The sequence below is a fragment of the Tenacibaculum retecalamus genome, from assembly GCF_027941755.1.
In the GTDB taxonomy this organism is placed as follows: Bacteria; Bacteroidota; Bacteroidia; order Flavobacteriales; family Flavobacteriaceae; genus Polaribacter; species Polaribacter haliotis_B.
The window spans coordinates 1,241,895-1,257,037 of record NZ_CP115916.1 but is presented as its reverse complement, the minus strand read 5'-3'; the positions used below and the strand labels follow the sequence as shown (position 1 = coordinate 1,257,037).

The following is a 15,143-nucleotide window of genomic DNA, read 5'->3' as shown; positions in this document are numbered from 1 at the left end:
GTTAATTCTTATAATTGAAAAACATTATCTACTAAGTTCTCATCAGATCTTGTTCCATAAGGATCAATTGCAATATAACTTGGCTTTTCATTTACGATGATTTTAATCTCAGTTATTTCTTTGTTGATTTGATTAGACTCATAGTATAAAATCGAGTTATCATCTTTCACATTTGATGGGTGCTTAGAGAACAACCCAATTTTAATAGGTTCGTCTATTGCTATTTCTTTTACTTCTCCAGAATTTAAAGTTTCTAAACGTTTTGCTTTTACTTTTATCGATACTTCAAATGTTCCGTTTGCTAATGCTTTTGTTGTAGCATTTTCAATTCCTAAATCATAAGTAATTACTTTTTTAAACCAATCATTAATTAAATCATGTTGTTCTGTTGGTGTTACGTTATAAACTTCAGTTAAAAAATCTAAAGTAGTTACTTCTAACTTATTACTATTTCTATAAGTATCAGTCAACGCTTTTAAAACTAAATTTACTTGTTTTTCGCCTACTAAATCTCTCAAAGCTAATAGTACATTTAATGCTTTTCCGTAAGAAATAAAACTTTGTCCGTCTACTTTATAAACTGGCGGCTCTATTTCAGAAGCAAAAGATCTTCCAGAAAAATACCTGCTTCTTGTGTCTTCCGCTAATGTGTACAAAGCGTTTTTTCCATACATTTTTTCCATTACAACAGCTTCTGTATATTTTGCAAGTCCTTCAACAAGAAAAGATCCTCCTGCAACTGGTTTAGAAGATAATGTGTGTCCCCACCATTGATGCGCAACTTCGTGAATGGTTCTTTTTGCAACTACATTAAAAGTATCTTCGTTACTAACATCAGATAAATATAATCTATCTTCAACCATACTAATAACTCCTGGATGTGCAAATCCACCAAAAGGCCAATGTGCAGGTACTTCTGCAATTCTTATGTGATCAAATTGATATGCACCAAAATTTTCTTGACAGTAATCTAACGTCTCTTGGATGCTCTTTTCAATATCATCAATATTAAAATCGTGGTTTTGATCATAGTATTGTTCAATAGCAACACCTTTATAATTTGTTTTCTTAGTTTTATATTTTGCTGAAAAATACCCTACTTCTGGTGAAATTTTTCTACTAGACTTATAATGAAAATAGTTTCGATTATTTTCCGTCCATTCTTTTAACAATCGACCAGAACTAATGGCTGTTTGGTTACTTGATGTAGAAATAATAGTTTCGAAATTTATTTTCTCATATTTAACATCTTCCATTACAATATGTGCATCCGAATTATTATTTTCTTCTATACGTTTTGGCAAACCCCTTTTTTGACGTTCCCTTGTGTTAGAGATTTCAAAACTAGTTGTATACCCCAAAATTGGTTCAAAATTCCTAAAACGATTGATATAAGTTCCATTGTTTACAATAGAATTGTTATTTTCATAACCTTTTACTTTATTTATTAATTTAAAGTTGCATACAACAGAATCATTTGGTTGCAATGCGCTATTAAATTCGAAAAGATAAGTGCCAAAATCAGAATCGTGTTCTATTAATATAGCGTCTTCTATTTGCAAAGATTCTAATGCCATTCTTTCAGTAACAAATACATGTGACATAGGTTTTTCGCTACGATTCATCATCATATAATTTGCAGTTAACAAGTAACTTCTTTCTTTAGGATAAATATCAACTTTTGTCTTTTTTGAAGTTGGATACAATCTTTTTACTTTTTGATATTTTTTGAATTTTCTTTCGTAGTTTTCGCTAAAATCTAATCTGTCATTAGAAGTATTATACTCAGAAACGATATTTATATTGTAAAAAACCAAGCTTCCAAAACCAATAAACATAAACGTTAAAAATGAGAAACTCAATTTCTGAATCTTGATCCAATTTGTAAAAAACTGCTTCACTTTTACTGAAAAACTAGCTATAATTCCACGATTCCAAATTTTGAAAGAAAGTACAATTAACAACAATCCAAAAGCCAACCAATACATTGCTAAATGATTATATAAATTTGAAACACCGTTGAAACCATCCATATTATTAGATTCCAATCTAGGTAAAAAACCAAGACTTGTAAGTGGATGTTCTAATCCTAACATTTCAGATTTAAGTGTTAATAATACAATCAATCCAAAAATTCCCATTCCCATATATTTAGTTTTTGCCAAACTATTAACAAATAAAGCAATCATACAGAAAACGACTAATTGCAATCCGTAATAGTAATATAATGAAGCATATAAACCGAATTCAAAATTAGAATATCCTAAAGCCATTTGAAATGCAATACAAAGAACTACTCCAACAGTTATCAAAATTATTGGAAGTAATATCAAAGCACTAAACTTTGAAAAAAAGAATGTACTGTTTTTTACAGGTGTCGCATCAATTATCAAATTAAAATGTAGGCTTCGTTCTTTCCAAACAATTTCTGAGCTATAAAAAATGATCAATATCAAACTAAAGATAGTTAACGGATCTACAATTAATTCGGTTAATTTATTGGTAAAAGGATATACACTTACGCCATATTCTCCACCTCCAATAACAGACGAATATAACTCTGAGAATACTATAAACATCCACATCAATAAGACTGCTATAAAAGGTAAACTCCTAAAAACACTTTTCAATTCTATTTTTAACAATGCAAAAAAGGCTAGTCTTTGTGCTTTAAAATTATGCAATCCTTTTATTGGTTTATAAGCCAATAACTCTTGTTTCACATTTTTAACTTTTGGTTCTTTTTTTACTTTTTTAGTGATTTTTCTGAAAGAAAACATTTTATAAGTAGCCAACAGAAAACCAAGAGAAACAAGAACCCAAAAAATTCTGTTCTTTAAAAACAATCCTGATAACGAAAGTAACTGTGTGTTTTTCTGAAAAGGTGTCCAATACTGTGTTTGCTCAAAAAAAGCTGCAATTCCAAATGGATCTGCAATCGCTGCCATCGCCATACTTTCTGATGATGCAGGTACAGATTGCGCCATTAACGGTGAGTTTAAAAAAATAGAACTCACAAAATACAGCATGTAAATAAATACGGCACTTACATAGGTTGCTGTACTATTTTTTGTGATTGTACTTACAGAAAAAATAATTGTAGAACAAATGAAAATATTCGGAATTACCATATATAATAACGGCTGTAGATAAGTCATTATATGAAATTCACTGATACGCTCGGGGTCTAAATCTGAGAGGTTTACTCCTAAGAAATATCCTAAAAGAAAAGGAGAAAAAGCCAACACACTAAAAATAAAAGTTCCTAAAAAACGACTCCAAAAATACTGTGCTTTGGTTATTGAAGAACTGTAAATTAAACTTTCCATATTATGCTGTTTATCTCTTAGCATAGCACTTATTGCAAAAAACATAGTTATAAATACACTTCCTAAAGTAATAATATTGGTGTAAAAATAAACTTGATATACAGCATTAAAATTAACACCTGTAGGTGCAAAACCTTGTCTTCCAATAAATACACCTAATGCTAAAAATAAAATTACAAATATTGGAAATGCTCTTTGTTTTAATTGATAAAAAACTTCGAATTGGATTAATTTTTTAAACATAATTTAGGCTTTTAAAGTTTGATTAAACAATGTTGCGAAGTAAAAGTCTTCTAAGTTTGGAGTAATCATTTCAAAACCACTTTCGGGTTTATCATCAGATAAAACTCTAATTTGAGTTTCACCGGCAACCAATTTTGTAGAAATTACTTGAAATGTCTTTTTGTAAATAGCAATATCTGCTTTGGGAATAATCTTTGACCAAATCTTCCCTTCAATACTTGCCACTAATTCTTTTGGATTTCCTTGTGATATAATTTCACCATTAGACATAATTGCCATTTTTGGACATAAATTTTTAACATCCTCAACAATATGAGTTGAAAGAATAACAATTACATTTTCACCAATTTCACTTAATAAATTTAAAAAACGATTGCTTTCTTCTGGATCTAAACCTGCAGTAGGTTCATCAACTATTATAATTTGTGGATCGCCTAATAATGCTTGTGCAATACCAAAACGTTGACGCATTCCGCCAGAAAAAGTAAATACCGATTTTTTTCGATGCTGATATAAATTTACTTGCTGTAATAAAGCTGTAACTTGTTCTTTACGCTCTTTTTTATTTAAAACTCCTTTTAAAACAGCTAAATGATCTAGCAATTTTTCTGCTGATATTTTTGGATATACACCAAATTCTTGTGGCAAGTACCCTAAATGTTTTCTTAAGTTATTTGGCTTTTCAATAATGTCAACATTATTAAACGAAACACTTCCAGAAGTGGGTTCTTGCAAAGTAGCAATCGTTCGCATTAAAGAAGATTTTCCTGCTCCATTTGCACCTAATAAACCAAACATTCCGTTGGTAACTTCTAAGCTAATTCCGTTTAATGCTTTTACACCGTTTGGATATATTTTTGTTAAGTTTTTTATTTTTAAAGTATTCATTTTCTGATGTTTTAAATTATACACAAATATGAAATATTTTAACTCCTCCTTAAATTAAAGATGATAAACAAGGCTTTTTTCAATTCAGATAACTTGAATTTTAAGCTATCTTAAGTTCAACTAAAAAAACGTGTTGTTTGTATAAAATTTAGTATTGTTTGAATAGTTTTAACCTTTAAAAGATGATGTCGTTATTTTAAATATGTTTATAAAAGAACAAAAGTCCCAATTAAGGGACTTTTGAGTGATTAGATTGTATTTTAAAATTTCTATTTCTTAACAAATTTTATATTTTTAACCCTTCCTAGCATAGATAATCTAAATACATTTCTTGCTTTATTAAACTCAAACATTTGTCTTCCATTAATGTTTAGTAAATTCTTCTTAATTGGTGTTACTTCTCCAACTGAATCACCTTTTACAAAAAGAACAATACTATTTTTTTTCATTTTTAAGGAATAAACAACATCTAATTCAACACTATAATATTCGCCAGCATATTCCTTTAAATCTTCTTGACTATAAGTGGTTTCTGGTTGATAAGCAACAAAAAATGTTGGCGCTGCATTTGGAAGTTTAATACTAAAATTATTAGCTTTTGAATTAACGGTTAGTATTACTGGAACACGTGGTCCAATCATTTGGAATTTATTTTTTGCTATTGGTCGCATTTTAGTAGCTCTTCCATTGCTTCTTACATAATTTAACATACCATCACGTACAACAAGTTTACGACTAGATTTACTTTTATTATCCCAATAGTCTCCCTCAAAAACCTTCAATTCTTTCTCTGATAACGTAACAAATACTGCTTTTTCGCTACTCTTTTTTGATGCAGGTTTTTCTGTTTTAATCGTATTATTTGATTTGTACTGATCCTTTAAAAACAAATCAGCAATTTTATAAGCCAATTTTGACGGATCAGTATCAGTTCTGTTAGCTAAAGCAATAACAGAAAACTTTGCTTTTGGAAAACGAATAAACTGCGTTCTATATCCTACAAAAGAACCACTATGATGAATTACTTCTAATCCTTTATAATTCCTAAATGCTAAACCAGAAGCATAGGGTGTTTTTTTACCATTATTTAAAGTTCCTAATTGTAACATTTGGTTCCAAAAATCTTTATTAAAAACTGAAGTATCATAAAATGAGGCGTCCCATTTAGCAAGATCATTAATAGTCGTTAATAATCCACCATCACCAATCATATTAAGTGTGGTCATGTATTGGTTAAACCCATTTTTTCTATTTGATCTATAGCCAGTTGCTCTGTTTTTTACAATCTCAACAAAATTATCATGAAAACGAGAGTTTTTCATTTTCAAAGGATCAAAAATATTTTTCTTTGCAAAAACGGCCAAACTTTCACCACTAACTTTTTCGACAATTTGACCCAACAACCAATAACCCGAATTACTATATACAAATTCTTCTCCAGGGTTAAAGTTTAATTCTTGTTGACTCATTAATAGCTTACCAACCGTTTTATCTGTATAGTAATCATTTACGCCTAAGCCAGAAAGTCTAGCAAGAATTATATAATCTCTAATACCACTTGTATGATTTAATAAATGTCGAATAGTAATATCATTAGCATACGAAGGAAATTTAGGAAAAAATGTACTCAACTTATCATCTAAAGAAAGTTTTCCTCGTTGTGATAACAAAATAATACTCGCTGCAGTAAATTGTTTAGAAGTAGAAGCTATTTTAAATACAGTTTCTAGCCATTAGGAATGTTGTAATCTAAGTTTGCCATTCCATATCCTTTTGCAAAAATTAATTTTCCTTCTTTAATAACTCCTACAGCTCCACCAGGAGAATTTGGATTATTCCATTTAGAGAAAATGGCATCTATTTTTGTTTGTTGCTCACTATTTTCTTGTGCACTCACACAAAAAATACTTAATAAACTAAGTAGTAATATTTTTAAATTTTTCATTTTTATCGATTTAAGATTAACTTGGGGCAAAAATATTACAGGTAAAAAGAGTTTTAAAACTAAAATGACAAACTGCTTTTTTATTGTGTTATATTTAACAAGAAACTAGCTGAAAAGTGTTTGTCTAAAAAAATGTCTTGTTGAACATAAAATGAACAGTGTATATCAATATTGTTGCAAAGACGCTATAACAATAGTAATTTTGAAGTATGATTCAATTTTTTAAAAAGTACAAAGCCTTTATTTTTGGGTTTACGGTTATAATTCCAATTTTCTATTTATTAGACTATTTAGGTTTAATTATTCTTCCTGAGGATAAAACTTATCAGATCTTTATTTTCGCATTTATCTGGGGATTGGTAATTGCTTTGCCAATGCATAATTATAAGTATTTAAAAAGAAATAAGAAAACTGCGTTAAGTGTACTTGTTTTGTTTGTTTTATTTTTTGTAGCATTAGCGATTGATACTTTTATGCAACTACCAGACAATCCAATTACATTTATTTTATTAATAGGTTTTTGGATTGGAACCGCTTATTTATTAGCACCTAGTTTTTTTAAAAAATATTGGAAATTAATTGCTTTCTTTTATGTTCCAATATTTCTATATTTCATGTATTTGAGATTGTTTACTGGCGGATTAGAAACGTATTTAGAAATTAAAAAAGAGTTTCCTTTTACAGTATTTTTCATACCAATCCCTATATTATTTTCATTATGGATTTTTGAGCAATGGAAATGGCTACAGAACTTAAAAGCCGAAAAATCGAATACTGAACTATCTTTGTTAAGAGCGCAAATAAACCCTCATTTTTTCTTTAACACATTAAATAATTTATACGCTTTAACAATTAAGAATTCGAAACAAGCGCCAGAAGTTATTCTAAAATTATCTGACATGATGCGTTATACCATTTATGAAGGAGAAAAAGAGAAAGTAGAACTTGCTGATGAAATTGAATACCTAGAAAATTATATACAATTACATAAAATTCGCTATAAAAAAACGGTAGAAATCACTTTTACCCATACAATAAACACAAGTTTAACAATTTCGCCTTTGCTCTACATCATTCTTTTAGAAAACGCATTTAAACATGGTGTAGAAAGTCTTGCTGAAAACGCATTTATTCATATCAATTTATATGAAGATAAACATGCTATTTATTTTGAATTAGAAAACAATTTTGATTCTAAAGAAAAAACCCAATCTAGTGGCATCGGATTAAAAAACTTGAAGAAAAGATTATCTTTAGTCTATAAAAACAATCATGAATTACAAGTAAATAATCAAAACAACATTTATAAAACTACTTTAAAAATTGCGAAACATGCTTAAATATATCATCATAGACGACGAACCTTTAGCACACGAAATTATTGAAGAATTTTGTAGTATGTTGCCACATGTACAATTAGAAAAGAATTGTTACAACGCAATGGAAGCAATGCAGTTTTTAAATGAAAACACAATTGATTTTATGTTTTTAGACATTAATATGCCTAAATTAAGAGGATTAGATTTTCTAAAAACATTAACAAAACCTCCTAAAACGATTATTACTACAGCGTATAAAGAACATGCTTTAGAAGGCTTTGAATTAAATGTTGTTGATTATATTTTAAAACCTTTTAGTTTTGATCGTTTGGTTAAGGCCGTTAATAAAGTTTCAGAAAACCAATCAACAAAAACAGTTATTAAAGAAGTTACTAATAACACTTCATCAACAACTCGTTTTTTTGTAAAAGGTGATAAAAAACATCATCAAATTGACTTAAATGATTTATTATATATCGAAGCCTACGGAAATTATACTAAACTATTCTTAATTGATGAAATGATTGTTAGTCATGAAAAGATATCACATTATGAGACTATTTTAACAGATGGCAATTTTTTACGAGTTCATAAATCGTTTATTGTAGCTATTGATAAAATCAAATTTATTGAAGGCAATCGTATTTTAATAAAAGAACACAAAGTTCCTATTGGACAAACTTATAAGAGTCGAGTAAGTGAACTTTTTAATCACTAAATTTATTTTATTCTTGTAATTATTATTTTTTTAATAGATTTATGCCAAACGAACTAATATGCATAAATCAACACAAGTTACACGTCTTTTCGATTTTCCTTATTATCAACTTAGCCAGTATCCACAAGAAAAATGCTTTGTATCAAAAGAAAAGAATACTTGGGTTAATGTATCAACACAAACATATATTAATGATGCGAATACTGTAAGTAGAGCCTTATTAAATCTTGGTATAAAACCTGGAGACAAAATAGCAGTTATTACCTCTACAAATCAACCAAAATGGCATGTTTTAGATATTGGTGTACTACAAACAGGTGCTATAAATGTTCCTTTATACCCTACTTTTTCAGAAAAAGATTATGCATATGTTTTAAATCATTCTGACAGTATTTATTGCTTTGTTTCTGACAATGATTTATATGAGAAAGTGCTTACTGTTCAGCATCAAACGCAACTAAAAAAAGTATTTACATTTGAAGATATAGCAACAGATTATAGCTGGAGTTCTTTTTTATCTTTAGGAAATAATACCGAAACTCAATCTCTTGTTGAAAAAAATAAAGCATTAGTAAACCCATCAGATTTAGCCACTATTATTTACACTTCTGGTACAACCGGAACGCCAAAAGGAGTAATGCTTTCTCATAAGAACATTGTGGATAATATTTTTGCTATTAGTACTTCTTTAGATTTACATCACCATAAAAAAAAGGCCATTAGTTACCTACCCGTTTCGCATATTTTCGAAAGAGCCGCTTCCTACTATTGTCAATATATGGGCTTTGAAATTCACTTTGCAGAAAGCATAGATAAAATCGGAGATAATCTTCGTGAAATACGCCCAAACTTCATGGCGATAGTACCTCGATTATTAGAAAAGGTTTTTGATAAAATTGTTGATAAAGGCAGTGATTTAACTGGCATAAAAAAACGATTATTTTTCTGGTCATTACAGTTAGCCGAACAGTACAAACCATATAAAGAAAATGGTTGGTGGTACGAATTTCAATTAAAAATAGCTCGAAAACTCGTTTTTTCTAAATGGAAAGAAGCTTTAGGTGGTAAATTAGATTTTATGTTGGCAGGAAGCGCTCCTATGCAACCTCGGCTAATTAAAATTTTTACAGCAGCCGGAATTCCTGTTTTTGAAGGCTACGGAATGACAGAAACCTCTCCTGCCGTTTCTGTAACCGACATGCGAAATAAAGGATTTAAAATAGGCACTGTTGGTAAAGCAATTAAAGATGTTTCTATAAAAATTGCTGATGATGGTGAAATTTTAGTCAAAGGAACTAACATTATGATGGGCTATTATAAAAACCCCGAACAAACCAAAAAAACTATTATAAACGAGTATTTACATACCGGAGATATCGGAGAAATAGACGAAGAAGGTTTCTTAAAAATTACAGATAGAAAAAAAGAAATTTTTAAAACTTCTGGAGGTAAATATATTGCTCCTGCGGTACTAGAAAGCGAATTAAAAAAATCACGCTTTATAGAACAAGTAATGGTCATTGGAGAAAGTGAAAAAATGCCCGCAGCAATTATCCAAATTTCTTTTGATTTTGTGAAGGAATGGGCAAAAAGACACAAGTATACGGTTAATAATGTTTCCACAGATAAAAAACTAATTGAAAGAATTCAAAAAGAGATAGATTATTACAATCTAAAATTCGGGAAATGGGAACAAGTAAAATGTTTCGAAATTACAACAGATGAATGGACAGTTAATGCAGGGCATTTAACACCTACATTGAAAATGAGACGTAAAGTTATCTTAGAAAAATACAATAATTTATATAAAAAAATATATAATCAACAATAAATCAACCATTAAGGTGAAACTTGTACAATCAAGCTATTTTCCCTACTTTGCAAGACGCAAAAAAATGAAATTTATGTCGATTGAAATTACCCGTCTTTTTGATTTTCCTTATTATCAACAAGAAACTTATAATTTAGAAAAAGCTTTTACCACCAAATATAATGGTAAATGGGAGTCAATCTCTACCAACGAATATATTAACAAAGCCAATACTATTAGTAGGGGTTTATTGCGTTTAGGAGTACAACCTAATGATAAGATAGCTGTAATTTCAACAAACAACCGTACAGAATGGAATATTTGTGACATTGGTATCTTACAAACAGGTGCGCAAAATGTACCTATTTATCCTACAATATCGAAGGAAGATTACGAATATGTTTTAAATCACTCAGGTGCTACTTATTGTTTCGTTTCTGATGAAACTGTTTTAGAAAAACTAAATCAGATTAAAGGAAATACAAGCCTTAAAGACGTTTTTACTTTTGATGATATTACCAATGAAAAAAGTTGGAAAGAAATTTTAGAATTAGGTAAAAACACCGATAATCAAAATGAAGTCGAAGAACGTAAAAATGCAGTTACTTCTGATAGTTTAGCTACTTTAATTTACACTTCTGGTACTACGGGAAGACCAAAAGGTGTAATGCTTTCTCATGGTAACATTGTATCTAACGTGTTAGCTAGTGAAAAAAGAGTACCGCTTTTATATGGAGAAGAACGCGGATTGAGTTTTTTACCTATCTGTCATATTTTTGAACGCATGATATTGTACTTATATCAATATTGTGGCGTTTCTATTTATTTTGCTGAAGCGATAGATAAGCTAAGTGAAAATGCACAAGAAATAAAACCTCATGTAATGACAGCTGTTCCTAGGTTATATGAAAAAATTTATGATAAAATTTATGCCAAAGGAGCTGACTTAACAGGTATCAAAAAAGTATTGTTCTTTTGGGCAATCGATTTAGGTTTAAAATACAAACCATACGGAGCTAACGGATGGTGGTATGAAAAGCAATTAAGTGTTGCCCGTAAATTAATTTTCTCGAAGTGGCAAGCTGCTTTAGGAGGTGATTTAAAATTAATGGTTTCAGGTTCTGCTGCTTTACAACCACGTTTAACAAGAATTTTTGCTGCCGCAGGAATGCCTGTAATGGAAGGTTATGGTCTTACTGAAACTTCTCCAGTAATTACAGTAAATGATGTTAGAAATGGCGGATTTAGAGCTGGAACCGTAGGTAAATTAATTGACGGATTAGAACTGAAATTTGCTGAAACAGGTGAAATTTTAGTAAAAGGACCTAACGTAATGTTAGGCTATTATAAAGATGCTGAAAAAACTGCTGAAGTTTTAAAAGATGGTTATTTTTATACTGGTGATAAAGGAGAACTTGATAAAGATGGATTCTTAAAAATTACTGGTCGTACTAAAGAAATGTTTAAAACCTCTGGTGGTAAATATGTTATTCCGCCATTATTAGAAGGAGAGTTAAAACAATCACGTTTTATAGAACAAGTAATGGTAGTTGGAGAAGGAGAAAAAATGCCAGCTGCATTTATTCAACCAAATTTCGATTTTGTAAGAGAATGGGCAAAAAGACATAATCTTAAATTCGAAAATAATACTGATTTAATTAATAACGCAAAAGTAATTGAACGTATTCAAGAAGAAGTTACACTTTGTAACTCTAAATTTGGAAAATGGGAAATGATTAAGCGTTTTGAATTAACGGCAGAAGAATGGTCTATAGATGGAGGACACCTTACACCTACTATGAAAATGAAACGTAAAATTATCAAAGAAATTTATAAAGATTTATACGATAAAATATATAATTGTTAATTTTTAAAAAGTGTTGTGAAAGCAACACTTTTTCTTTTTATTATGGATAAATTCTTATCGTTTACTACTAAAATAAATACTATATCTTTACCCAATAAGTTTGATTATCCGCATAACTATACACCACATTCTTTAGCTAAAATAGCTACTAAAGAATTACAAGAGTACTTAAAAAATCAAACAGATTTTACACATAACTTTGGCATAAAAAATCAGAAAGACAAAGATGCTTTGGGTAAAATGTTTGGAGTATTAGTTGTTAAAAAAAATGATGGTGAATTAGGATATCTAGCTGCTTTTTCAGGTAAAATTGCTGGAACGAATCATCATAAAAAATTCGTACCACCAGTATACGATGTTTTAGTTAAAAACGGAGTATTCTTAAAAACAGAAGAGAAAAACAATCAAATTAATCTTCAACTTTCTAAATTAGAAAGTAATATTGATTATTTAAAAATTAAAAAATCATATTTAAAAAGGGTATCAAAAAATGAAATTCTTTTAAGTGAAGAAAAAAAGATAATTAAAGCACGCAGAAAATTAAGAAAAGAGCTTTCTAAACAAGACAATCAACTTAATATTAATGAGGAGTTTTATTTACGTGAATACGAAGTATATTTAAACAATCAAATAACTTCTATACAAGATAAATATACTAATTACCTACTACAAATACAGCAATTAAAACAAGAACGAAAAGAGCTTTCTGCAGCTGGTCAACAAGAAATATTTAAACAATATGAATTCTTAAACGCTAAAAAGGAAAAGGAAAAGGAAAATCTATTAACTATTTTTAAAGATTCTACCCAAAATATTCCTGCTGGTGCTGGTGATTGTTGCGCCCCTAAATTGTTACAATATGCTTTTTTAAACAACTTTACTCCTATTTGCATGGCAGAATTTTGGTGGGGTAAACCATCGGCTACTGCTATTCGAAAACACCAACAGTACTATGCTGCCTGTACAGGTAAATGTAAACCTATCTTGCATCATATGTTACAGGGATTAACTGTTTATGAGAATCCGCTAATGGCACAACTTCAAACGAAAAAAGAAATTGAAATTATATTTGAAGATGAGTATCTGCTTGTAATCAACAAACCACATGAATTATTATCTGTAGCGGGAAAAGAAGTTAAAGATTCGGTGTATAGTAGAATTAAAAAGGAATATCCAAATGCTACCGGATCATTGATTGTTCATCGCTTAGACATGTCTACTTCTGGCATTTTGTTGATCGCTAAAAACGAAATCATTCATAAATCTTTACAAGCGCAGTTTATCAATAGAACTATAAAAAAACGCTACATTGCTTTATTAGATGGTACTTTTGAAGAAAAAGAAGGCAAAATAAACCTACCGTTAAGAGTTGATTTAGATGACAGACCTAAACAATTAGTATGTTACGAACACGGTAAAAAAGCGCTTACTAAATGGGAAACTATTGAAGTTATAGATAACAAAACAAAAGTATATTTTTACCCTATTACAGGTCGTACACATCAGTTACGAGTACATGCTGCACACAATTTAGGTTTAAACACACCTATTGCAGGTGATGATTTGTATGGAATGAAAGCTAACAGATTACATTTACATGCAGAAAGCATCCTTTTTAGGCATCCAATTAACAAAAAAGAAGTACAATTTACTTCTCCTGCTCCATTTTAAAATTAGGCTACGTATTTCGTTTTCTTTAATGTGTTTAAGATGATAAACGATATTAAAAAGAAAATTGCCAAACATAATACCGACCATTGCATAGAATCGGTAATTGCATACAATGCTCCGTATACAGAAGTTCCCAAAACGATTGCTATTTTTTCTACCACATCATAAAAACTAAAGTACGTTGCATGGTCTTCTGTTTCTGGTAAAAGTTTAGAATACGTAGATCGTGTTAACGATTGTATTGCTCCTTGTACTAATCCTAACAAACCTCCTAATCCGTAAAAATATAGCGCTACATTTTCTTGAGATTTATCTAATGAAAATGCAAAAAAGCAAACAAGCATCCATATACCAATAGTTAATTTTAAAGCTTTAAAATTTCCGTATTTGCCTGAAATTCTAGAAAAAATTAAGGCACCGAAAATAGCTACAATTTGTACTAACAAAATGGTTGCAATCATATTGGTAGATTCTAAACCCAATTCTGAAGAACCAAAAATAGCCGCCATTAAAATGATAGTTTGCACACCAATACTCAAAAAGAAAAAAGCCAATAAAAATCGTTTTAATGTAGGATAATTTAACACTTCTTTAAATACAATTTGTAACTCTCTATATCCTTTCCATATATAATCATTGTCTGGTTGTTTATTATAAATATCTCCTGGTAGTCTTCTAAAAGTAATTTGTGCAAACCCAATCCACCAAATACCAACCATAACAAAAGAAAGTCGAGATGCCATACCAGATGTGATGCCTAATGTTTCAGGAAACATAATCATTCCTAAATTTATTATCAATAAAATAACTGATCCAATATATCCGTAGATAAAACCTTTTGCACTAGCTCTATCTTGTTGCTCTGGCAAAGCTACTTCAGGTAAATAAGCATTATAAAAAACCCAACTTGCCCAAAAACCAATACTTGCTAAAATGGTAAACCAAATACCAATCCACACAGTATCTATACCATCAAAAAAATACAACGCTATTACAGACAAACCTCCAAGCCAACAGAAAAATTTCATAAACTTTTTCTTACTTCCTGTATAATCAGCAATTCCTGATAAAATTGGAGAAATAAGCGCCACCACTAAAAAAGAGAACGACAATGCATAACTATACAAACTATCTGGGTGTTCCCAATCCATTCCTAAAAAGCGAACGGTTTTACCTTTTGTAATTGCACTATAATACAACGGAAAAACAGCAGTACTAATTACTAATGAATATACTGAATTAGCCCAATCGTAAAATGCCCATGCATTAATTAATTTCTTATCTCCTCTCTTATGCATATGTGAAATATCTTATAATAAAAAACCGCTCATAAAATGAACGGTTTGCAATATA

The 15,143-nt window shown here is 29.8% G+C and carries 9 protein-coding genes and 1 pseudogene; 5 read left to right on the top strand and 5 right to left on the bottom strand.

Features of this window, described 5'->3' with window-relative positions; genetic code table 11:
• Nucleotides 1-8: 8 nt before the first annotated feature.
• The 4 genes and pseudogenes from PG912_RS06080 to PG912_RS06065 all read right to left on the bottom strand — a co-directional run bounded on the left by PG912_RS06080 (nucleotide 9) and on the right by PG912_RS06065 (nucleotide 6,405).
• A complete protein-coding gene (locus PG912_RS06080; RefSeq protein WP_275688868.1) occupies nucleotides 9-3,572 on the bottom strand; it encodes an ABC transporter permease/M1 family aminopeptidase in 3,564 nt (1,187 codons plus the stop codon).
• Nucleotides 3,573-3,575: 3 nt separating this feature from the next.
• Complete coding sequence (locus tag PG912_RS06075; RefSeq protein ID WP_275688867.1) at nucleotides 3,576-4,460, bottom strand: ABC transporter ATP-binding protein; 885 nt, start codon at nucleotides 4,458-4,460, stop codon at nucleotides 3,576-3,578.
• Nucleotides 4,461-4,729: 269 nt separating this feature from the next.
• Nucleotides 4,730-6,175: pseudogene (locus tag PG912_RS06070) on the bottom strand (serine hydrolase domain-containing protein); the annotation flags it as partial.
• An 11-nt stretch (nucleotides 6,176-6,186) separates the two neighbouring features.
• Nucleotides 6,187-6,405, bottom strand: a complete 219-nt coding sequence (locus PG912_RS06065; protein WP_275688866.1) for a hypothetical protein — start codon at nucleotides 6,403-6,405, stop codon at nucleotides 6,187-6,189.
• A gap of 209 nt (nucleotides 6,406-6,614) precedes the next feature.
• Here PG912_RS06065 and PG912_RS06060 point away from each other — a divergent pair, with 209 nt between their 5' ends.
• The 5 genes from PG912_RS06060 to PG912_RS06040 all read left to right on the top strand — a co-directional run bounded on the left by PG912_RS06060 (nucleotide 6,615) and on the right by PG912_RS06040 (nucleotide 13,790).
• Nucleotides 6,615-7,745 (top strand): sensor histidine kinase, encoded by a 1,131-nt coding sequence (locus PG912_RS06060; protein WP_275688865.1) that lies wholly within the window; start codon nucleotides 6,615-6,617, stop codon nucleotides 7,743-7,745.
• Entirely contained in the window at nucleotides 7,738-8,442 is a 705-nt protein-coding gene (locus tag PG912_RS06055; RefSeq protein WP_275688864.1) for a LytR/AlgR family response regulator transcription factor, read from the top strand. The genes PG912_RS06060 and PG912_RS06055 overlap by 8 nt, the downstream gene beginning before the upstream one ends.
• A gap of 58 nt (nucleotides 8,443-8,500) precedes the next feature.
• Complete coding sequence (locus PG912_RS06050) at nucleotides 8,501-10,273, top strand: AMP-dependent synthetase/ligase (protein WP_275688863.1); 1,773 nt, start codon at nucleotides 8,501-8,503, stop codon at nucleotides 10,271-10,273.
• A gap of 73 nt (nucleotides 10,274-10,346) precedes the next feature.
• Nucleotides 10,347-12,119, top strand: coding sequence for an AMP-dependent synthetase/ligase (locus PG912_RS06045; RefSeq protein ID WP_275688862.1), 1,773 nt, complete (start codon nucleotides 10,347-10,349; stop codon nucleotides 12,117-12,119).
• Between the two features lie 42 nt (nucleotides 12,120-12,161).
• Nucleotides 12,162-13,790, top strand: coding sequence for an RluA family pseudouridine synthase (locus tag PG912_RS06040; protein ID WP_275688861.1), 1,629 nt, complete (start codon nucleotides 12,162-12,164; stop codon nucleotides 13,788-13,790).
• A gap of 2 nt (nucleotides 13,791-13,792) precedes the next feature.
• Here PG912_RS06040 and PG912_RS06035 read toward each other — a convergent pair whose 3' ends face one another.
• Complete coding sequence (locus PG912_RS06035) at nucleotides 13,793-15,088, bottom strand: MFS transporter (RefSeq protein WP_275688860.1); 1,296 nt, start codon at nucleotides 15,086-15,088, stop codon at nucleotides 13,793-13,795.
• Nucleotides 15,089-15,143 lie beyond the last annotated feature (55 nt).